Origin of the sequence: Herbaspirillum frisingense, assembly GCF_047325095.1 — a bacterium.
Taxonomy (GTDB): domain Bacteria; phylum Pseudomonadota; class Gammaproteobacteria; order Burkholderiales; family Burkholderiaceae_D; genus Herbaspirillum; species Herbaspirillum frisingense.
In genome coordinates this window covers 4,547,093-4,566,637 of record NZ_CP168558.1, presented here as the reverse complement: position 1 = coordinate 4,566,637, position 19,545 = coordinate 4,547,093, and the positions used below count along the sequence as shown (strand labels likewise).

Sequence of the window (19,545 nt, the reverse complement as noted above, 5' to 3'; positions counted from 1 at the left end):
CTCCCGTTCGTCCTGAGTAGCGGCGCAGCCGCGTATCGAAGGTTCGCATGAGGCTGAGCGTCTTCGATACGGCCCTGGCGGGCCTGCTCGGTCCGAACGGTTCGTGGTGAGCTGGACAACGATTTTTTATAGCAGCAGGCAATAGATCTGTAGTGCCAATCAGAACGGACGTCCGGGGATACTCCTTCCCTACCCGGCACGCCAATTCAGGGGAAGGTGACGAGGAGACATGATGCAGAACATGCGGAAAATCAAATTAACCGTGCTGGTGGCTGCCATGGCGATGGCCGGTGTCGCCGGCAATGCCTGGGCCGACATCAAGGCGGCCGAGAAGTGGGTGGATTCGGAATTCCAGCCCAGCACGCTGTCGCGCCAGCAGCAGGTCAGCGAGATGCAATGGTTCATCGACGCTGCCGCCAAGCTCAAGGCCAAGGGCGTCAAGGAAATCCACGTGGTCTCCGAGACCCTGGATACCCACGCCTATGAATCCAAGACCCTGGCCAAGGCCTTCGAGGAAATCACCGGCATCAAGGTCATCCACGACGTGATCCAGGAAGGCGACGTGGTCGAGAAGATGCAGACCTCGCTGCAATCCGGCAAGTCCATCTACGACGGCTGGGTCAATGACTCGGACCTGATCGGTACCCACTACCGCAACGGCCAGACCGTGGTGCTGACCGACTACATGGCCGGCCCCGGCAAGGAATACACCAACCCCGGCCTGGACCTGAAGGATTTCATCGGCACCAGCTTCACCACCGCACCCGACGGCAAGCTCTACCAGCTGCCCGACCAGCAGTTCGCCAACCTGTACTGGTTCCGTGCCGACTGGTTCGCACGCAAGGACCTGCAGGACAAGTTCAAGGCCAAGTACGGCTATGAACTGGGCGTGCCGCAGAACTGGTCGGCCTATGAAGACATCGCGGCCTTCTTCACCAACGACGTGAAGGAACTCGACGGCAAGAAGATCTACGGTCACATGGACTACGGCAAGAAGGACCCCTCGCTGGGCTGGCGCTTCACCGATGCCTGGCTGTCGATGGCTGGCGCCGCCGACAAGGGTTTGCCCAACGGCTTGCCGGTGGATGAGTGGGGCATCCGCGTAGCCGACGACAAGTGCACCCCAGTGGGCGCATCGGTGGCACGCGGCGGTGCGACCAACTCGCCGGCAGCGGTCTATGCCCTGACCAAGTACCTGGACTGGATGAAGAAGTATGCTCCGCCCGAGGCGCTGGGCATGACCTTCTCCGAAGCCGGTCCGGTGCCGGCGCAAGGTCACATCGCGCAGCAGATCTTCTGGTACAGCGCCTTCACCGCCAGCATGACCAAGCAGGGCCTGCCGGTGGTCAACACCGATGGCTCGCCCAAGTGGCGCATGGCTCCCGGCCCGCACGGCCCGTACTGGAAGGATGGCATGCAGAACGGTTACCAGGACGTAGGCTCGTGGACCTTCCTCAAGAGCACCCCGCCGGACCAGATGGCTGCGGCCTGGCTGTATGCGCAGTTCACCACGGCCAAGACCGTCTCGCTGAAGAAGTCCATCGTCGGCGTGACCTTCATCCGTGACTCCGACATCCGCTCCGACTACTTCACCAAGAATGCGGCCAAGTACGGCGGCCTGATCGAGTTCTATCGTAGCCCGGCACGGGTGGCGTGGACCCCGACCGGTACCAACGTGCCCGACTATCCGAAGATGGCGCAGATCTGGTGGAAGAACATCTCCTCGGCCATCTCCGGCGAGAAGACCCCGCAAGGTGCGATGGACAACCTGGCCGACGAGATGGACGGTATCATGGCCCGCCTGCAGCGCGCCGGCATGAAGCAGTGCGCGCCCAAGCTGAACCCGAAGAAGGACCCGGCCTCCTGGCTGTCCGACAAGGGTGCGCCGTGGGCCAAGCTGGCCAACGAAAAGCCCAAGGGCGAGACCATCCCCTACGACAAGCTGCTGCAGGCCTGGAAGGATGGCCGCGTACGCTGATGCAGTCTGATCGTGCAATCTGATCCGCATCACGCGTAGGATGACGCCATCCCGGCTTGTGTCGGGATGGCGTCTTCGTGTTTCTGGTGTACCGGTCTTGTAGCCGGTCTGATTCAGTTTTTCCGTTTTCAAGGCTTCATTTTCAACCCGCCGTTTTCAGTACGTCAGCAAGGAACCAGCATGGCCTATCTGCTCGCCCTCGACCAGGGAACCTCCAGCTCGCGCAGCATCATCTTCGACCAGAGCGGGGCCATCGTGGCCACCGCCCAGCAGGAGTTCCCGCAGATCTTCCCCCAGCCGGGCTGGGTCGAACACGACCCCATGGACCTGTGGCAAAGCCAGTTGCAGACCGCGCAGAAGGTGTTGGCGCAAAGTGGCATCCAGGCCAGTGAGCTGACCGCGCTGGGCATCACCAACCAGCGCGAGACCACCGTGGTCTGGGAGCGCGCCACCGGCAAGCCGGTCTACAACGCCGTGGTGTGGCAGGACCGACGCGCCGAGGTGGTGTGCGCGGCGCTGCGCGAACGCGGCCTGGGCGAGGCCATCCAGAAGAAGACCGGGCTGGTGCTCGACCCCTATTTCTCCGGCACCAAGTTGCGCTGGATTCTCGATAACGTGGCCGGCCTGCGCGAGCGTGCCGAGCGCGGCGAACTGCTGTTCGGCACGGTCGACTCCTGGCTGGTGTGGAAGCTCACTGGCGGCCGTCTGCATGTGAGCGATGTTTCCAACGCCTCGCGCACCATGCTGTGGAATATCCACACCGGTGCCTGGGACGAGGAACTGCTGCAGTGGCTGGGCATTCCGGCATCGATGCTGCCGCAGGTGCATGCCTCGGCCCATCTCTATGGCGAGATCGATGCGCAGCACCTGGGCGCAGCGGTCAAGATCGGCGGTATCGCCGGCGACCAGCAGTCGGCGCTGTTCGGCCAGGCCTGTGTGCGCCCCGGCATGGCTAAGAATACCTATGGCACCGGTTGTTTCATGCTGCTGCATACCGGCGACCAGTGCGCCACCTCGCACAACGGCCTGATCAGCACCGCCGCCTGCCAGGTCGACGAACGCAAGCAATATGCGCTGGAAGGCAGCGTCTTCATCGGAGGCGCAGTGGTGCAATGGTTGCGTGATGGCTTGAAAGCCATCAAGACCTCTACTGACGTCGAAGGTCTGGCCTGCACGGTGGAGGATTCGGGCGGGGTGGTGTTCGTGCCGTCCTTCACCGGCCTGGGTGCGCCCTACTGGAACCCGTCGGCCAAGGGCGCCATCGTGGGCCTGAGCCGGGGCAGTACGGTGGCGCACATCGCCCGCGCGGCGCTGGAATCGATCGCCTTCCAGAGCACGGCCCTGCTCAATGCCATGGTGCGGGACGCGGTCTCGCCCATCACCGAATTGCGGGTCGATGGCGGAGCGGCCGCCAACAACCTGCTGCTGCAGTTCCAGGCCGACCTGCTGGGCATTCCCGTGATCCGCCCGCAGGTCACCGAGACTACCGCACTGGGCGCGGCCTACCTGGCCGGCGTGGCCACGGGGGTCTATCGGGATCTGTCGGAATTGTCCGCGCAGTGGCGCATGGAACGCACCTTCGAACCACGCTTCACGCGGGAACAGGCACAGGAAAGAATCCACGCCTGGGAAGCGGCGATCCGCCAGGTCAGCGCGGCCTGACTGGTGGTCAGGCGGTGGGTGGTGCAATGTTTCAACTGACATCCAGCCCGCACCGCCTGACATCGGATTGACACGGCACGACCGCATGATGTTCTCAAGCCCGCAGCAATCAGGCGGCGGGCCTTTCAAGGAGAACGATCATGGAAAGCTTCCTGCTGGATTGCATGCAACTCGCCACGGGTTTCTTCGACGCCGCTTCCACCTTCGTGATGGCCTGCGACATCGGTGTACCCGATGCCTCCCACGAGGCCCATGGCCGCCACTTCATGACGGCACTGGGCATGGCCTGAGCGGATCGGGACAGGCTTAGCCCGGTGTGCCGGTGCTGAGCAATTGCATGGAATCCAGATGGCTCAGGCGCGCCCATTCCTCGCCGCCGCGGGCGACGATGGTATCGGCTTCGGGCGTGGCCATCAGGTCGAGGATTTCGGTATCGCTCATTTCCATGCTGTCGTTGTAGCGGAACACCTTCAAGACCGGACGGGTCAGGTCCTGGGCGTTCTGCCGGATCACGAAGCCGGAACGGCCCGATTCCAGCTTGACGATGGAACCCACCGGGTAGATGCCCAGGGTCTTGACGAAGGCCAGGAACATGGCGCGGTCGAAGTGGCCGGTCCAGGTGGCCATGGTGGAGATCGCTTCGGCCGGGTCCCAGGCGCGCTTGTAGGGGCGGTCCGAGGTGAGGGCGTCGTAGACGTCGCAGATCGCCGCCATACGCGAATACAGGCTGATGGAACCGCTGCGCAGGGCTTCCGGGTAACCGTTGCCGTCCATCTTTTCGTGGTGGTGCAGGCAGACGTCACGCGCGTAGTCGGGAACGTTGGGGTCCTGGCTCAGGTATTTGTAGCCCAGTTCGGGATGCTTCTTGATCTGGGTGAATTCTTCGTCGGTGAGCTTGCCGGGCTTGTTGAGCAGTTCATGCGGGATGAAGGCCTTGCCCACGTCGTGCAGGAAGCCACCCAGGCCCGCTTCGCGACAGGCTGCCTCGTCCAGGCCCAGGGTGCGACCCAGCGCCACCATCAGGGCGCACACCGCCACCGAGTGCAGATAGGTATATTCATCGGCCAGCTTCAGGCGCAAGACGCTGAGCATGCCGCTGGGGCTCTTGACGACCGAACTGGCGATTTCTTCCACCACCGAGACGCAACGCTCCATGTCCAGCACCTTGCCCATGCGGGCTTCGCTGAACATGGCCTTGGTGGCTTTCTTGGCCGTCTCGCGCAGGGCCATGGCATCCATCAGCGTGGTGTCGATGGCCGGGACCGGGGCTGGTTCGGGGGGCAGCGGGGCGGGTTCGGCTTGTTCTGCGTCCACCTCGGGGGCGTCCGTGGGCGCCTGTTCGGCCACGTCCAGGCCGCGTGAAATATCGATCCAGCAATAGGCGATGCCACTGGCATGGGCCTGCTTGAGCTCGTTCTCGTTCTTGAGCAGGAACTTGTTCTTCCAGAACGGATGGTCCAGCCATGCGGCCTCGAAGCCGCAGAAGTACATGCCGAGGACCAGATCCTCCGTTTTGATTTTCTTTAACATTTCTCGTACTTCTCTCCGGCGCGCCGGGGGAACAGGTTAGCTTGGCCCGCCCTGACCCGGGCTGGCGGCAGGTTGCCATTGAGTCCTGGTCAGGATTGCCAGTCGTTAATGATCTCATACGAAAGACCATAAGTGAACGGTTGAGCTGCCTGCAAATCCCTTGCAGCCGGCAATCCGACAAAGACGCCACACCCTGAAGCACGGGTAACGGGCGAAAAAAAGGCCCGTCCGGGGGATGGACGGGCCTGAAAGATCCGCTGGATGTCGTCGCAGCGGACAAGGGGAAAGAGGAGATCCCGATGTGCCCACTGTAGGCGTTGAAAATTAAGCGAGACTTAAATCGCCGAAAAATTGAGAGCAGGAAGAAATGCCATCGCCGCGCAGGTCGGTGAGTGGCTCCACCGGTGCCGATGATGCCGACATTCCCGGCCTGTGAGTGGCTGCAGGCAAAAAGCTGCAGCGAGGCAATCATTTGTGGCAAGTAGCAAACAAGATTGTAAATTTAGCTAAACTTTTTGTTGTCTTTTGATTAAAATCCTTTCCGGATTAATGTCGAATTGACAACAAAGAGAAGCCCATGAAAACCCTGATTGCAGCCATCCTTATGGTAGCCAGTTCAATCGCCAGCTCGGGCGCCAGCGCCGCCCCGAGCGCCCCCAGCGTGGCCAATGCCAGCCGCGACGATGTGACCCTGAGTGCTCACAAGGCCGACAACTTTACCTTTGCCGTAGGCAATGCGCAGGCAGGCCCCTCCGGAACGAGCTCGCTCTTCAGCAGCGCCTTCGGCGGCGGGACCTGGAACCTGCTCAACAAGATCGACTCGACCGGCGCGCTCGTCGGCAGCCCGGGCTCGGTGCTGGGTTCCAACATCAGCGTCAGCTTCACCCTGGGCAGCGACAGCAAGAGCGGGACCTGGACCATCACCTCCAGCAAGAGCCTGCAGATGGACCTGGTACTGGGTATCCACGCGGGCAATGCCACCGGTTCCTTCCTGTTCGACAACCTGGTGCTGACCGCTGGCCAGACCCAGAGTGGCAGCTTCGCCATCAACTGGACCAACAATGGCGGCAAGGTGCCGGGATACTCCAACCTGACCATGTTCTATTCCAACGCTGCCCTGCGCACTGTGGCCCCGGTACCGGAACCGTCGACCTACGCCATGCTGCTGGTAGGCTTGGCGTTGGTAGGTGGAATGGCCTGGCGCCGTCGTCGCCGGGGCGATGCACGTGCTGTCTCCGCCGCTTCCCTGAGCGCGGCTTGATCTGGCGGCACTGACTGAAGCGTCACGACCGTCCGACCGCAGCGGTCCAAAAAAAGCGGGCGGGCCGGAAAGCCAGCGCGCTTTTGTTTTGGGTCAGGGTTTTTCACCGCCGTCAGTGCTCCCGCACGTCCGGCAGCAACACCGTCAGCAGCCCGGCCAGCGGCAGGAAGGCGCACAGACCGTAGACCCAGGCGATGCCGTAGAGATCGGCCAGGTGGCCCAGCAGCGCCGCACCGATGCCACCGAAGCCGAACATGAGGCCGAAGAACACCCCGGCGATCATGCCCACCTTGCCCGGCACCAGCTCCTGGGCGTACACCACGATGGCCGAGAAGGCCGAGGAAATGATCAGGCCGATCACCACCGACAGCACTGCCGTCCAGAAGAGGTTGGCATGCGGCAGCATCAGGGCGAACGGCGCCGCGCCAAGGATGGAGATCCAGATCACCAGCTTGCGTCCGATGCGGTCGCCGATGGGGCCGCCCACGAAGGTGCCCACGGCCACCGCACCCAGGAACAGGAACAGGTAGAGCTGCGAGGACGCCACCGACATCTGGAAGCGGTCGATCAGGTAGAACGTGAAATAGCTGGTGAAGCTGGCCATGTAGAAATACTTGGAGAACACCAGCAGGGCCAGGACTACCAGAGCGCGGCGCACGGTCGAGGCCGGCAGCTGATGACGGGCCAGCACCTTGCCCTTGCCCTTGCCGGCGGCCAGGTGGCTGCGGTACCAGGACGACACCCGCGACAGCACCAGGATGGCCAGCGCCGAGAGCACCAGGAACCAGGCCACATGGGTTTGCCCGTAAGGCACCACGATGGCGGCGGCCAGCAGGGGGCCGAAGGCCGAGCCGGCATTGCCGCCGACCTGGAAGGTCGATTGCGCGAGGCCGAAGCGGCCACCCGAGGCCATGCGGGCGATGCGTGAGGCTTCCGGGTGGAAGGTGGAGGAACCGATGCCGATCAGCGCTGCCGCTACCAGGAAGGCGCTGAAGCTGCCGGCCAGCGCCAGCAGCACGATGCCGACCAGGGTGGCGACGGCACCGGTGGGCAGCAGCCAGGGCTGCGGGTGGCGGTCGGTGTACATGCCGATCCAGGGCTGCAGCAGCGAAGCGGTGACCTGGAAGGTCAGGGTGATCAGCCCGACCTGGGTGAAGCTGAGCCCATAGCCCGTCTTGAGCATGGGGTAGATCGAAGGCAGCAGGGCCTGGATCATGTCGTTGATCAGGTGGGCGCCGCCGCAGGCCAGGATGATGCTCATCACCAGCGGCGGGGCGACGCTGACGGCAGGCTGGGTGGCTGCGGCGGAGGCTGCAGATGTATTGGGGTCGGTGGCACTAGTCATGACATGAGCAGTTCGAGTGAACAAAAAGGGAGGAGCGAAGCGTATCATTGGCATCTATTGATGATGATGCCAATTGTTAGCGATTAAATGCCATGGTTGCCCAGCTCAAGCCTGTCTGTCCCAGTGCCGAGGTCAATGCCTTCCAGCAGGCACGCAGTGTGGTGGTGGCCTTTGCCCGGGAACTGGCCTATCGCGACCTGCTGACGGCGCACTCGCATGCGCGTGGCCAGTTGCTCTACGCAGTGGAAGGCGTGATGCAGGTGCGCACGCCGCAAGGGGTGTGGCTGGTGCCGCCGCAACGCGCCCTGTGGGTGCCACCCATGGTGGAGCACGAAATCCGCATGCTGAGCAAGGTCAGCATGCGCACCCTCTACATCGCTCAGGCCGAGGGGCGCGCGATCGGTGAACAGTGCCGCTTGCTGGAAGTCTCGGTCTTGCTGCGCGAACTGATTCTGGCCTCGCTGGCCGAGCCCAGGGAATATGAACCGGAGAGCCGCGCCGGTCATGTGGCGGCCCTGATCATGTCGGAGCTGGCGCGGGCACCGTCCATTCCGGTGGCCATCCCCTGGCCGCAGGACCGCCGCCTGCAGGCCATCTGCGAAGCCATCCTGGCCGAGCCCGGGCGGCAGTTTGCGCTGGCCGACTGGGCCGGGGTGGGTGGGGCCAGCGTGCGTACGGTGATTCGCCTGTTTCCGCGTGAAACCGGCCTGCAGTTCCGGCACTGGGTGCAGCAGGTGCATCTGAGCGAAGCGCTGGTGCGCCTGGCGCGTGGCGATGCGGTGGGCGTGGTAGCGCAGGCCCTCGGGTATCGCAGCCAGAGCGCCTTTTCCAACATGTTCCGCAAGGCCCTGCGCAGTTCACCCAATCATTACCAGCCGCGCCACGAAAGGCGACGCATCACCCTGCCGGAGCAGGATCGCAGTGCGCTTCAGTAGGGAATGACCACCACCCGCGGGCTGCGTCGGCCCGGCGCCGCCGTGCTGGCCACCGGCGGGCCGGCCGATGCGCTGGCTTGCCGTTGTGGCTGGTCGGGGTCGCGTTCCAGGAAGTAAGGATCATCTTGCGGTGCCAGTGCGCTGACCGCGCCGGTGACCTGCTGGGCCCGCTCATTGGCGGCATCCCCGCCCACCGAGCAGACCTGGAAGAAGTCGGCGCTGCCTTCGGAGAAATCGATGCGACATTTCTCCGCCACCACCACCGAGATATCGAGTGAGGCGAGGTTGGCCGCTGTGGCTGTTTCGCTGCGCTGGGCTTGCAGCACCAGCATGAGCGTCATCATGGCGATGACGGGGTAGGCTTTGTTCATGGCGTTCTCCTGTGCCTTCACTGTAGCGCTTGGCCCGTCATCCGCGCATCGGAGAAATCCTGAACTGCCACGTCCTGCAGAGACCGTGATCGCCCGAGACGCCGCGTCCCGCCTGGATGATGCCGCTTTGCAAGTGTAAAGATTGTCGATTTTCTACCGTAACCAAGTCATGAGAACTCCGACCCAGGAGAGCGGACATGGCGATGGAAACCGATCTGGCCATCATGGCGCGCGAAGCCGTCGCGCAACTGACCACGCAGCAACACCCCCGGGGCGATACGCCACCGGCGAGCACGGCCGCCAGTGCCACGGCGCTGCCAGTGCCGCCCGATGAGGGCGTGACGCTGACACTGTCGGCGCAGGGCAAGCTCATGGCGGCCCTGGCCACGGCGGTCGACCATGTCACCACGGCGGCGGTGGATTCCACCGAAGCGGCGCAGGGTGCCACTGCCAGTGCACCGGCGGCGGTGAAGGCGATGCTGGACGCCACGCTGCCGATCACCCGCAATACGCTCTTCGCCATCGAGGCAAGACTGGTCGCGGCACGACGCGGGGCCGACGCGATTGCGGCGGCCGATGCCGAGGTGCCGCCCTCGTCCGATCCGCGTCGCCTGAGCCAGGCACGCCAGGCCACCGAGGCACTGTATGGTCGCGCGCCCAATCCGTTTGCCGGCTGGTCGCGGGCCGAGCTGTCGGCCATCGTCTATGACGAGAGCGGCGCCTACACCATCAATGAGCGCTACGCCGCCGCCAACCAGCGTACCGAGCTGGACCAGAAATTCTGGGCGCCGGTGTTCCAGCGCGCCCTCGACAGCGGCGACTGGAAGCCGGTCATCACCGCAGCGCTGGTGTTCTACGCCAGCCTGTCGGCCCTGGAGCAGACCGCCTATCCCGACAACTACGCCCAGTTGCTGCAGCAATATCTGGATCTCTACCAGTTGCAGCCGCAGGCGCCGTTGCCGCCGCAACAGCAGATCGATCTGGCGCGCATGCTGGAAACGCTGGTGCTGCCAATGGGACCGCTGGCGCTGGCCGGCGGTGTCATCCGGGGTCTGATGCTGCCCCGCCTGGGGCCGTCATTGGCCGAACTGATCGCCGCCGCTCCGCGCCTGGCCGACCTGATCCAGGTCAACAATGCCGCCCACAGCGTGCAGGACAGCGCCTATCTGGTCCTGCTGCAACGGGTCTTCGGGGTGCTGCGGCGCGAGGATGAACCTACGCCGGTGCGACGTACCGTGGCCGGTGTGGCCAGCCGCGATTTCCTGGCCTATGGCGACCGGCGCCTGCTGGCCGAAGCCTATGCCTACGCCCAGGCCAACGGGATGGCGCTGGACGAGGTGGATGCATTGGCGCGGGATCTGGCCACCTATCGGCAGGCACGCGCCGGCGGCCCGGCTTCCTATGGCGGCGCTTCCAGCGGGCAGGCGGGTACGGTATCGCTGGCGCAGGCAGGCCGCATGAGCATTGAAGAGGCCGCCATCGCGCAGCGCCTGCTGACCAGCCGCGCCGCCAGCATGACCCGGCTGGACCATGGTTTCCTGGCGTGGCTGCTCGACCCGGCCGGCGGCGGCTGGCGTGACGGCGACCTGAGTGGTCATGTGAGCAGCTTCAGTGCCCTGGAAAAACTGCTGGCCGGCCTGGCCGGAGTACCGTTGGGCGAGAGTGCGGGAGAGAGCAGCGAACTGGAAGCCACTTATCGGATGGTGCTGGAACGCATCGCGCTGCAGGACGCGCCCCCCATGAGGCAGCCACTGCCAGCGGCGGCAGCCGAGGGCGCGCGCAACCTGACCCTGGCGGCGCAGATGGCGGCGCTGGCGCGCAGTGACGCGGCCGACAACGCCTTCATGAACAATGCCCTGATGCTGCTGCGCATGTACCGCATGTCGCTGACGATGAGTGCGGCCGAGCAGCGTACCCTGTCCGAGCTGGTCTATTCGGCCATGAAGCAGCGCCGCCTGCGCACGCGCCGTGGCAAGCTCTTCGTGGCCTGGGGCGAACGCAGCCCCCTGATGCCATCGCTGCCATCCCTGCCGGGCTGAACGAGGTTGAACCGGGTGGGGGCCGGGATCAGCCCGGCCAGGCGCGCTGCAGGATGGCTTGCTGGGCCGGCAGACTGTGGCCTGCCAGCGTGCCGTAGACCCGGCCGCCATCGCCTTCGCCACGGCTGGCAAGGAAGGCCTCGGCCGAGCCGGCAGGGGCGTGGCGCAGCATCAGCATGCCCTGCAGGGCCAGCACCAGTTGCTGTACCAGCCGTCGGGCGCAGGCCTCGCGTTCTTCCTCGGGTGCCTTCAGCATCTGCTTGAGGGCGCTCACGCGTTGCGCCAGCGAAACATGCGCGCCGGCCGCGTCCTCCAGTTCCTGCAGTAGTAGCTGGAAACCTTGCGTTTCACGGCCAATGGCGCGCAGCACGTCCAGGCACATCACATTGCCCGAACCCTCCCAGATCGAATTGACCGGGGCCTCCCGGTACAGGCGCGCCATCGGCCCGGTTTCCACGTAGCCGTTGCCGCCCCAGACTTCCATGCATTCGCCGGTGAATTCCAGGGCACGCTTGCAGATCCAGAACTTGGCGGCGGGCGTGACGATGCGTTTCCAGGCCCGCTGCAGCGGGTCGTCCGGGGCATCGAAGGCATGCGCCAGGCGCAGCATGAGCATGGTGGCGGCTTCGCTTTCCAGGGCCAGGTCGCACAGGACGTTGCGCATGAGCGACTGTTCGGCCAGCAGGCGGCCGAAGGCGCTGCGATGGCGGGCGTGGTGGATTGCCTGCACCAGGGCCTGGCGCATCAGCGCGGCGCTGCCGATGACGCAATCCAGGCGGGTATGGTTGGCCATCTCGATGATGGTGGTGATGCCGCGCCCGTCGGCACCGACCATGATGCCCATGGCTTCCTCGAATTCGACCTCGCTGCTGCTGTTGGAGCGATTGCCGAGCTTGTCCTTGAGCCGCTGGATGAGGATGGGGTTGCGCGTGCCATCGGGCAGCCAGCGCGGCACGAAGAAACAGGACAGGCCGTTCTCGGTGCGCGCCAGCATCAGGTGGGCATCGCACATCGGCGCCGAGAAGAACCACTTGTGCCCCGACAGCAGATAGGCCGTGCCGCGGCCGTCGTTGAGCGGATCGGCCGGCATGGCGATGGCGGTATTGCTGCGCACGTCGGAGCCGCCCTGTTTCTCGGTCATGCCCATGCCGATCAGGATGGAGCGCTTGTGCGTGATCGGCAGGTCGCGGGCGTCGTGCTCGCGCGAGAACAGGCGCGTGCGCAACTGTTCGAACAGGGCCGGTTCCTGCTGCAGCACCGGGATCGCGGCGAAGGTCATGGTGGTCGGGCAGAGCGAACCGGCCTCGATCTGCGCATGCAGGAAGTAGCCGGCAGCGCGGGCGGCGTGGGCGCCATCGCCCGGCTGCATCCAGGGCAGGGCGTGCAGGCCCGCGCGGCGCAGCTGTTCCAGCAGGGTGTGCCAGGCCGGGTGGAACTCGACCACGTCGATGCGATGGCCGGTGCGGTCGTGGGTTTGCAGTACGGGGGTGTGCCGATTGGCCAGTTCGGCCAGCTGCATCATCTCGGCGCTGCCGAGCGCTTCGCCCTGGCTGACCAGGGTGCAGTCGTGCCAGTGGGCGCCTTCGCGCCGGACGGCCTCGACCAGGGCGGCGTCGCTGCGGTAGAGGTTGTAGTCGTGCAGGTCCGGGACCTGGTTGCTGATCTCGTGGGTGTGCATGGCGTCTCCGAAAACGCGCACAGCTGTTTTGATGGGGCCGCTTCGCCCGCTTTTTTGTGCACTTTGATAGGTAGCAGTGTGCGCGTATTTGCTGGACTTGGGAACCGTTGCAGGCTTTTGCCTTCCTTGCTCCTTGCGGCGACTGCCACGCCCGGATCCTGCTTGGCCATCCCTACGATGTTTTGGCTATATCCATATAAGCATCTTGTTAGGTGGCGTCGCCGGCACATGCGTTGCAGTCATATTAGAATGCTTGTTTCGACCAAAGATCGCCCCCGTGCGTGTGCACGGCTGCGCAAGGAAGCCCAGCAGATGTCTTATCCGACCATCGAATCCACCATCGGCAATACCCCGCTGATCCAGTTGCCGCGCATCGGCGGCGATGAAGCCCGGCGCCGCAACAACATCATCCTCGGCAAGCTCGAAGGCAACAACCCGGCCGGATCGGTCAAGGACCGTGCCGCCTATTCCATGATCACCCGCGCCGAGGCGCGTGGCCAGATCAAGCCCGGCGACACCCTGATCGAAGCCACCAGCGGCAATACCGGTATCGCGCTGGCGATGGTGGCGGCCATGCGTGGCTACAAGATGGTGCTGCTGATGCCGGAGAACCTCTCCGAGGAGCGCCGCCAGAGCATGGCGGCCTATGGCGCGCGTATCGTGCTCACGCCCAAGAGCGGCGGCATGGAATACGCCCGCGACCTGGCTGAGCAGATGCAGAAGAACGGCGAAGGCCTGATCCTGGACCAGTTCGCCAACCCGGATAATCCGCTGGCCCACTACGAGACCACCGGTCCCGAAATCTGGCGCGATACCAAGGGCAGCATCACCCACTTCGTCAGTGCCATGGGCACGACCGGAACCATCATGGGTGTGTCGCAATATCTGAAGGAAAAGAACCCGCAGGTGCAGATCGTCGGTGCCCAGCCGGAAGAGGGCTCGTCCATTCCGGGCATCCGCAAGTGGCCCGAGGCCTACCTGCCCAGGATTTTCGACCGTTCCCGCGTGGACCAGACCGAATCGGTCAGCCAGGCCGATGCCGAGAACATGGCCCGCAAGCTGGCCGTGACCGAGGGGCTGTTCTGCGGCATCTCGGCCGCTGGCGCCTGTGAGGTGGCAGTGCGGCTGTCGCACCAGCTGGAGAACGCGACCATCGTCTTCATCGTCTGCGATCGCGGCGACCGCTATCTCTCTACCGGGGTGTTCCCGGCCTGACGCCGGCCGACGCATGACGCACAATGCAAAACGGAGCCAATGGCTCCGTTTTGTTTTTGTCGCACAGTCGGGACCAGGTCCCGGGCCGTTGCCTACTCCGGCGAACCGGCGGTCGGCGCAGCGCCAGGAGCAGCACCTGGCTTCGGCTTGAACTGCTTGTCGCTGATACGGAACTTCTCGCGGCGATCACCCATCAGTTCGCGCAGTTCGCGAATGGACAGCTCGCTGACTTCATGCATGCGGATCAAGAGCGATGCACCCACCGGCAGACGGCGGTGACGAATCTTGCTGATCACCGGCGGTGCCACTTCCAGCGCGCGTGACAGGGCTGCGTCATTCTTCAGGTGCAGCTTCTCGATCAACGCATCCAGCAGATGGTTCGGATCGTAGTTGACATGATCGGAAATGGAGTTGGTTTCAGCAGTATCGTTGGTAGTCATGATCGGGACGTTCCATTATGCAGATGTTTGTGGAAGGCTTTGCGCCTATGCATTAATTGTTTGTAAAACTGCAAAACGCGACTGACGGTATCTGAGAGCCAAGGCGATGCCTTTTTCTGCAGGATAACGAAAGCCCTATCAAAGAACGACTTCAAAACAACGCTTATCAAGTTCTCTGTTCTCTGACCAAGTGCGCTTGAGGCAGCACAACAATAATTCTATGTCTATATAGAAATAATTGCACATTTTTCATGCAGTCAGAAAATTCTATTCCACAATAGTTGCAGAAACTCATGCCCGAATTTGTAACAGATATTAACAGCATTCCTCGAAAAATTGCTAGCGTTGCCGTTTTGATACGACAAATGGCAGCATGTTCCAGCCAGTTAGCCCCAATTTCCTCAAGGTAACCATGTTTTTATCGAAGATGGCGGAGGCATCGGGGTAGGCTTCCACGGCCCTGTCGATGCTGTTTTCTCGCAACAGATGGAGGATGGGAAAAGGCGAGCGATTGCTGTAGTTCTCGATATCGTCGGGTTGCGTGTCGGCAAACTGGTAGTCCGGGTGGAAGCTGGCGATCTGCAGCACGCCGTCGAGCTCGAGTCGTTCTAGGATGCGATCGGCCCAATCCAGGAAGTCGTTGTATTCGTGGAAGTCGGCTAATGCGAGCGGAATGATGAAGAGGGTGGTGTCCACCTGTTCCGGGTCGGTCTTTGCCAGAAAGGCCAATTGCTGTTCCAGATCGGCCGCCAGGCTGTCCCAGTCTTGGCCGTGGCTGACGTGGTAGCGGACCTGGTCCTTCACATGGACCGACTTGGCAAAGGGACAAAGATTCAGACCGATGACGGCCTGTTCCAGCCAGGCGCGGGTGAGGGCGATGACGTCGTCGTCGCTGAAGGGGGGCTCGGCGGCAGGGGAGGCGGAGGTGGCGTTCATGGGGCGGCATTGTCGCATGGGCAGGCGGACACGGGCAGCCGCCGGCCAGCCCAAGCCGCCACAAATGCCCACGCACCGGCCAGATCGGCTATGCTTGCCAACCTTTGGCGGCGGCCCCGTACCGGCGGCCCCGCATTTCCTTAGCAAGTACAAGTACACATTCCATGGCGCTCAAATCCACCATCTTCAAGGCTGACCTGCAGATCTCCGACATGGATCGGCATTACTACCAGCAACACGCACTGACCATTGCCCGCCATCCGTCCGAGACCGACGAGCGCATGATGATCCGGGTGCTGGCCTTCGCCCTCAACGCCAGCGAGTCACTGGCCTTCGGCAAGGGACTCTCCGATACCGACGAGCCAGACCTGTGGCAGAAGGACCTGACCGGCGCCATCGAACTCTGGGTCGAAGTCGGCCAGCCCGATGACCGCGCCATCCTCAAGGCCTGTGGCCGCGCCGACCGGGTGCTGGTGTATAGCTACAGCAGCGTCTCCAATATCTGGTGGAACCAGACCGGCAGCCGCGTGGAGCGCGCCAAGAATCTGAAGGTGGTCAATATCCCGGCCGAGGCCAGCCAGGCACTGGCGGCCCTGGCGCAGCGCACCATGCAATTGCAATGCACGATCCAGGATGGTCAGGTCTGGCTCGGCGCCAATGAAGAGATGGTGTTGATCGAACCGGAAACGATCAAGGATTTTGCCTGATTCTCCACCAGGTTTGCGCCACGTGGCGCCTGTGCCTCAGCGGGCGGCCTGATTGACCGCTGCAGAAGCGCTATCCGGCTTGTGCTCCAGCGCATCGGCGCGATCCTGCAGATGCGTCAGCAGGCGCTGTCCTTCGCTGGTGTGGAACCACGCAGCGTGGCCCAGGAAATAGGTGTCATAGGCCAGCGAGGCATTCTGCGGTGACTGCGTCACGCCGTGGAAGTAATCCAGCTCGGCCAACGCGAACTCGGCATGCACCAGCGGCAGCAGCGCCGCCAATGCGCGTGTCTGGCGCGCGTTCAGTGGTAGCACCGAGGCATATCCGTCCAGCATCGCATCCAGCAGATCCAGGTGCACCAGCTGCACCTGGCGTTGCGGGATGGCCAGCCATTCGACGATGTTGCGCTCGATGGCGGTCGCCAGGTCGTGCAGCGCGCAGGTGCGGTCGCACAGGCCGAAGTCCAGTACCGTCTGCACCTGCGCCTGTTCGGTGGCATCGCTCCACAGCAGGTTGGAGGCATGCCAGTCGTTGTGGGTCCACAGCGGCGAAAATTCATCCAGATAGGGTTTCAATCCGGCGTGCCAGGGCAGCAGGTGCTGTGCCACCTCGCCCCGCCAGGGGCGGTTTTCCAGGTAATCGGCGATGGCCGGACGCTGTTCGATGTAAGCCTGCAGGGGCCGCACCGGGTCTTCCTGCGAGAAGATGGTGAAGCTCGACACCAGCGGCCGCGCCGGCCGCGCCGGCGCGTCGTAGCCGGCCGATGCCTGGTGCAGTCGTGCCAGCATGTGGCCTGCGGAATGCGCATGCTGGCCGCTGCTGAAGGGCGTCCACGACATCGCCTCACGGTACAGGTCGACCCCCGGCGCCAGCGGAAATACTTCATAGGTCCAGTATTCGTCGGCCAGCGCGGTGGCGCCCTCGGCGGTGGCCAGCGCCGGGCTGACCGGCAATCCGTTCGCCTGCAGGTGCGCCACGAAGCGATGTTCCTCGGCCAGTGCGACGACATCGCGTACCCGGGCATGATGGCGCTTGACGATGACGGGCCCGCTGGCGGTCTGCATCACGCAGGCCGCCGAGAACGGGCGTGGGCTATGCCACTCCAGCCGCAGCGGCTGGCCGACCTCGGGATAGTGATGCAGCACCCGGGCCACCTCGGCGGAGGTCAGCGCCGGCCAGTCGGAGATGACCGGCTCGGCGCCCATGCCATGGCTGATGACGCGGGTGAGATGGTGCGAGGCGGCTTGCATGATCGCGGCAACCGGTCAGAAATCGTATTGCAGCGACAGGCGCGCCGTGCGCGGCGCACCCAGGTGCACATAGCCGTCGCCCAGGTACTGGCCGGCATCCTTCCAGTAGCGCTTGTCGAAGAGGTTGTCGATGTTGGCGCGCAGGGTGGCGGTATGGCCGCCCATGCGCATGCGGTAGCGCAGGCCGGCATTGAAGACATGTACCGCCGGCAGGTTGACGCTGCCATCGCGGGTGGCCGGCTTGCTGCTGCTGTAGAGCCAGTTGCCCATCAGGTTCAGGCCTTCCACGCCGGGCAGCGCGTAATCGGCATAGACGCTGCTGCGCAGGCGCGGCACGTTGACCACCTGCTGGCCATCGTAGGCGGCGGTGCCGGTATCGCTGGCGCGTGCGCGGGTGGCGGCCACGCTGGCACCAACGGCCAGGCGCGGGCTGAGCTTGCCGCTGGCGCCCAGCTCGATGCCGGTGTTGGTCTGGCGGCCTTGCTGGACGTAGGTAAAGCCGCTGGCGCTGGAGTCCGGCTGCTGGTATTCGTAGGCCTTGCGGATGCGGAACAGGGCGGCCGTCAGTGCCAGGTCAGGCGAGACATCCCATTTCACGCCGGTTTCCAGCTGGCGTGCCACCGAGGGCGGCAAGGTGGTCGGGAAGTTGCTGACCCAGAACGGCGCGGAGGTCCCGAGGGTCAGTGTCTCTGCGTAGCTGCCATAGACCGAGAGGTTCTGCAGCGGCTTGAAGATCAGCGCCAGTTGCGGCAGGAACAGGTTGCGCGAGGTGGTGCGCGTGGCGCTGCCATCGGCACCGAAGGCCTGCTCGTTCAACCACACCTGACGGCCGCCGGCGATGGCTTGCCAGCGCTCGGAGAATTGCAGGCGGTCGCTGAAGAAGAGCGCCTTCTGGCGGCTGTCCAGGTTGCGATAGGCCGGGCCGGGAACATCGGTGGCCGGTGCCAGTTCCGGTGTGCCAGTATAGATATTGCCCTCGCCCACCAACACGCTGATGCCATCGGGCTTGTCCACGGTCCGGCGCGACATCGCCAGGCCCAGCGTCAACTCGTGCTGCAGCCAGCCGGTGGCGAACTTGCCGATCATGACCGCCTGCGCTTCGTCATTGCGACGTTCGTCATTGGGGACGCGATAGTCATAGACATCGAAGTCGCCATTGGCACCGAAGGTGGTGGAAGCGAAGCTGCCGCTGCCATACGGGAAAGCCAGGTAATCATCGATCACCGCCCGGCTGCGACCGGCCTGCACGTAGCCGCGCCAGTCGGCATTGAATTCGGTATCCACGCGCAGGCGGTAGTTCAGCGCACTGTCGCGCACCGGTTGCGCCCACGATTGTGGCGTCAGCATGGTCTTGGGCGAGACGCCCGAGGGCAGGGTGGTGCCGCCCAGCAGCTGGTAGCCGGCTACCGAGTGCTGCGCCTTCTGCTGGTATTCGGCATCGAACTGCACCAGCGTCTTGGAGGACAGCGCCCAGGTCGCCGACAGCGAGGCAAAGTCGCGCCAGCCATCGCCATGGTCGACGTAGGAGTGGATGTCTTCATGCGCGGCGTTGATGCGCAGGCCGAACTGTTTCTGTTCGCCGAAGAGTACGCCCAGGTCGGTGGCTAGGTAGCGCGAGCCGTAGGAATCGGTACCCAGGGTGATCGAGCGTACATCGGCCGGGCGCTTGGTCACGTAATTGACGATGCCGCCGGCGCTGCTGACACCGGCCTGCAGGCCGGCCACGCCCTTGAGGAATTCGACGCGTTCCTTGTTTTCCAGCGCGATGTTCTGTTCGCCGGTCACCGTCAGGCCATCGATGCGATAGGCGCTGGCCGGGTCGAGCGTCACGCCACGGATGCTGAAGTTCTCGTAATAGCCCACCGGAGCGTAATTCTCGTTGATGGCGGCATCGTTCTTGACCACGTCCGAGAGCAGGCGCGATTGCTGGTCGCGCATCTGCGCGGCCGTGACCACAGCCACCGAGGCCGGGGTGTCCAGCAGCGGCGCATCGTCGAAACCGGCCACGGCGGCTGATCGAGGGCGCGCGCCATCCCTGGTCGTCCCGCTGGCGGTGACGTTGACCGTGGGCAGCGCTTCGCCCTTGTCGTCGCCGCCATCGGCGGCGCGGGCAGTGGCCGACAGGCCGAGCGAGGTGCCGGCCAGCGTCAGCATCAGCGTGGAGGCCAGGGGTGCAATGCGTTTCATGGTGGTTCTGATC

At 64.0% G+C, this 19,545-nt stretch carries 16 protein-coding genes; 8 read left to right on the top strand and 8 right to left on the bottom strand.

Annotation, left to right across the window (positions count from 1 at the left end; translation table 11 throughout):
• Positions 1-229: 229 nt before the first annotated feature.
• The 3 genes from ACEOAC_RS20905 to ACEOAC_RS20895 all read left to right on the top strand — a co-directional run bounded on the left by ACEOAC_RS20905 (position 230) and on the right by ACEOAC_RS20895 (position 3,930).
• Positions 230-1,978, top strand: a complete 1,749-nt coding sequence (locus ACEOAC_RS20905) for an ABC transporter substrate-binding protein (protein ID WP_077236698.1) — start codon at positions 230-232, stop codon at positions 1,976-1,978.
• A gap of 180 nt (positions 1,979-2,158) precedes the next feature.
• Positions 2,159-3,640, top strand: coding sequence for a glycerol kinase GlpK (gene glpK / locus ACEOAC_RS20900; RefSeq protein ID WP_006464942.1), 1,482 nt, complete (start codon positions 2,159-2,161; stop codon positions 3,638-3,640).
• A 140-nt stretch (positions 3,641-3,780) separates the two neighbouring features.
• Positions 3,781-3,930: a hypothetical protein gene (locus tag ACEOAC_RS20895; RefSeq protein ID WP_158243320.1), complete on the top strand. Its 150-nt coding sequence runs from the start codon at positions 3,781-3,783 to the stop codon at positions 3,928-3,930.
• 16 nt (positions 3,931-3,946) lie between these two features.
• Here the strand turns inward: ACEOAC_RS20895 and ACEOAC_RS20890 are convergent, their stop codons facing one another.
• A complete protein-coding gene (locus tag ACEOAC_RS20890; protein WP_006464941.1) occupies positions 3,947-5,170 on the bottom strand; it encodes an HD-GYP domain-containing protein in 1,224 nt (407 codons plus the stop codon).
• Between the two features lie 577 nt (positions 5,171-5,747).
• Between ACEOAC_RS20890 and ACEOAC_RS20885 the strand changes: the two genes are divergently transcribed.
• Entirely contained in the window at positions 5,748-6,431 is a 684-nt protein-coding gene (locus tag ACEOAC_RS20885) for a PEP-CTERM sorting domain-containing protein (protein WP_077236695.1), read from the top strand.
• Between the two features lie 112 nt (positions 6,432-6,543).
• On the opposite strand, the gene ACEOAC_RS20880 is transcribed toward ACEOAC_RS20885, so the two are convergent.
• On the bottom strand, positions 6,544-7,776 hold the full coding sequence (locus tag ACEOAC_RS20880; RefSeq protein WP_413445739.1) for an MFS transporter: 1,233 nt from the start codon (positions 7,774-7,776) through the stop codon (positions 6,544-6,546).
• A gap of 92 nt (positions 7,777-7,868) precedes the next feature.
• Here ACEOAC_RS20880 and ACEOAC_RS20875 point away from each other — a divergent pair, with 92 nt between their 5' ends.
• A complete protein-coding gene (locus tag ACEOAC_RS20875) occupies positions 7,869-8,711 on the top strand; it encodes an AraC family transcriptional regulator (RefSeq protein WP_241811396.1) in 843 nt (280 codons plus the stop codon).
• On the opposite strand, the gene ACEOAC_RS20870 is transcribed toward ACEOAC_RS20875, so the two are convergent.
• Positions 8,705-9,082, bottom strand: coding sequence for a hypothetical protein (locus tag ACEOAC_RS20870; protein WP_413628567.1), 378 nt, complete (start codon positions 9,080-9,082; stop codon positions 8,705-8,707). The genes ACEOAC_RS20875 and ACEOAC_RS20870 overlap by 7 nt on opposite strands.
• Positions 9,083-9,279: 197 nt before the next feature.
• Here ACEOAC_RS20870 and ACEOAC_RS20865 point away from each other — a divergent pair, with 197 nt between their 5' ends.
• Positions 9,280-11,121, top strand: a complete 1,842-nt coding sequence (locus tag ACEOAC_RS20865) for a hypothetical protein (protein WP_413628566.1) — start codon at positions 9,280-9,282, stop codon at positions 11,119-11,121.
• Positions 11,122-11,149: 28 nt separating this feature from the next.
• Here ACEOAC_RS20865 and ACEOAC_RS20860 read toward each other — a convergent pair whose 3' ends face one another.
• Positions 11,150-12,799 (bottom strand): isovaleryl-CoA dehydrogenase, encoded by a 1,650-nt coding sequence (locus tag ACEOAC_RS20860; protein WP_413628565.1) that lies wholly within the window; start codon positions 12,797-12,799, stop codon positions 11,150-11,152.
• 312 nt (positions 12,800-13,111) lie between these two features.
• On the opposite strand from ACEOAC_RS20860, the gene cysM reads away from it, so the two are divergent.
• Entirely contained in the window at positions 13,112-14,014 is a 903-nt protein-coding gene (cysM, locus tag ACEOAC_RS20855; protein ID WP_077236689.1) for a cysteine synthase CysM, read from the top strand.
• Positions 14,015-14,106: 92 nt separating this feature from the next.
• On the opposite strand, the gene ACEOAC_RS20850 is transcribed toward cysM, so the two are convergent.
• Entirely contained in the window at positions 14,107-14,454 is a 348-nt protein-coding gene (locus tag ACEOAC_RS20850) for a hypothetical protein (RefSeq protein ID WP_006713143.1), read from the bottom strand.
• 339 nt (positions 14,455-14,793) lie between these two features.
• The gene (locus ACEOAC_RS20845; protein WP_413445146.1) at positions 14,794-15,390 is read right to left on the bottom strand and encodes a DUF1415 domain-containing protein; all 597 of its coding nucleotides are present in this window, start codon (positions 15,388-15,390) and stop codon (positions 14,794-14,796) included.
• 164 nt (positions 15,391-15,554) lie between these two features.
• Here ACEOAC_RS20845 and ACEOAC_RS20840 point away from each other — a divergent pair, with 164 nt between their 5' ends.
• Complete coding sequence (locus tag ACEOAC_RS20840) at positions 15,555-16,097, top strand: YaeQ family protein (RefSeq protein WP_006713141.1); 543 nt, start codon at positions 15,555-15,557, stop codon at positions 16,095-16,097.
• Between the two features lie 36 nt (positions 16,098-16,133).
• Here ACEOAC_RS20840 and ACEOAC_RS20835 read toward each other — a convergent pair whose 3' ends face one another.
• Both ACEOAC_RS20835 and ACEOAC_RS20830 read right to left on the bottom strand, forming a co-directional pair.
• Positions 16,134-17,345, bottom strand: coding sequence for a phosphotransferase enzyme family protein (locus tag ACEOAC_RS20835; protein ID WP_413445147.1), 1,212 nt, complete (start codon positions 17,343-17,345; stop codon positions 16,134-16,136).
• A gap of 15 nt (positions 17,346-17,360) precedes the next feature.
• On the bottom strand, positions 17,361-19,532 hold the full coding sequence (locus ACEOAC_RS20830) for a TonB-dependent siderophore receptor (protein ID WP_413628564.1): 2,172 nt from the start codon (positions 19,530-19,532) through the stop codon (positions 17,361-17,363).
• Positions 19,533-19,545 lie beyond the last annotated feature (13 nt).

Excerpts from the sequence above, each read along its gene's own strand:
- ACEOAC_RS20860 (WP_413628565.1), bottom strand. The coding sequence starts at position 12,799 with ATGCACACCCACGAGATCAGCAACCAGGTCCCGGACCTGCACGACTAC.
- ACEOAC_RS20885 (WP_077236695.1), top strand. The coding sequence starts at position 5,748 with ATGAAAACCCTGATTGCAGCCATCCTTATGGTAGCCAGTTCAATCGCC.
- ACEOAC_RS20865 (WP_413628566.1), top strand. The coding sequence starts at position 9,280 with ATGGCGATGGAAACCGATCTGGCCATCATGGCGCGCGAAGCCGTCGCG.
- cysM (WP_077236689.1), top strand. The coding sequence starts at position 13,112 with ATGTCTTATCCGACCATCGAATCCACCATCGGCAATACCCCGCTGATC.
- ACEOAC_RS20870 (WP_413628567.1), bottom strand. The coding sequence starts at position 9,082 with ATGAACAAAGCCTACCCCGTCATCGCCATGATGACGCTCATGCTGGTG.
- ACEOAC_RS20875 (WP_241811396.1), top strand. The coding sequence starts at position 7,869 with ATGGTTGCCCAGCTCAAGCCTGTCTGTCCCAGTGCCGAGGTCAATGCC.
- ACEOAC_RS20880 (WP_413445739.1), bottom strand. The coding sequence starts at position 7,776 with ATGACTAGTGCCACCGACCCCAATACATCTGCAGCCTCCGCCGCAGCC.
- ACEOAC_RS20905 (WP_077236698.1), top strand. The coding sequence starts at position 230 with ATGATGCAGAACATGCGGAAAATCAAATTAACCGTGCTGGTGGCTGCC.
- ACEOAC_RS20845 (WP_413445146.1), bottom strand. The coding sequence starts at position 15,390 with ATGAACGCCACCTCCGCCTCCCCTGCCGCCGAGCCCCCCTTCAGCGAC.
- ACEOAC_RS20830 (WP_413628564.1), bottom strand. The coding sequence starts at position 19,532 with ATGAAACGCATTGCACCCCTGGCCTCCACGCTGATGCTGACGCTGGCC.
- ACEOAC_RS20835 (WP_413445147.1), bottom strand. The coding sequence starts at position 17,345 with ATGCAAGCCGCCTCGCACCATCTCACCCGCGTCATCAGCCATGGCATG.
- ACEOAC_RS20890 (WP_006464941.1), bottom strand. The coding sequence starts at position 5,170 with ATGTTAAAGAAAATCAAAACGGAGGATCTGGTCCTCGGCATGTACTTC.
- ACEOAC_RS20895 (WP_158243320.1), top strand. The coding sequence starts at position 3,781 with ATGGAAAGCTTCCTGCTGGATTGCATGCAACTCGCCACGGGTTTCTTC.
- ACEOAC_RS20840 (WP_006713141.1), top strand. The coding sequence starts at position 15,555 with ATGGCGCTCAAATCCACCATCTTCAAGGCTGACCTGCAGATCTCCGAC.
- ACEOAC_RS20850 (WP_006713143.1), bottom strand. The coding sequence starts at position 14,454 with ATGACTACCAACGATACTGCTGAAACCAACTCCATTTCCGATCATGTC.
- glpK (WP_006464942.1), top strand. The coding sequence starts at position 2,159 with ATGGCCTATCTGCTCGCCCTCGACCAGGGAACCTCCAGCTCGCGCAGC.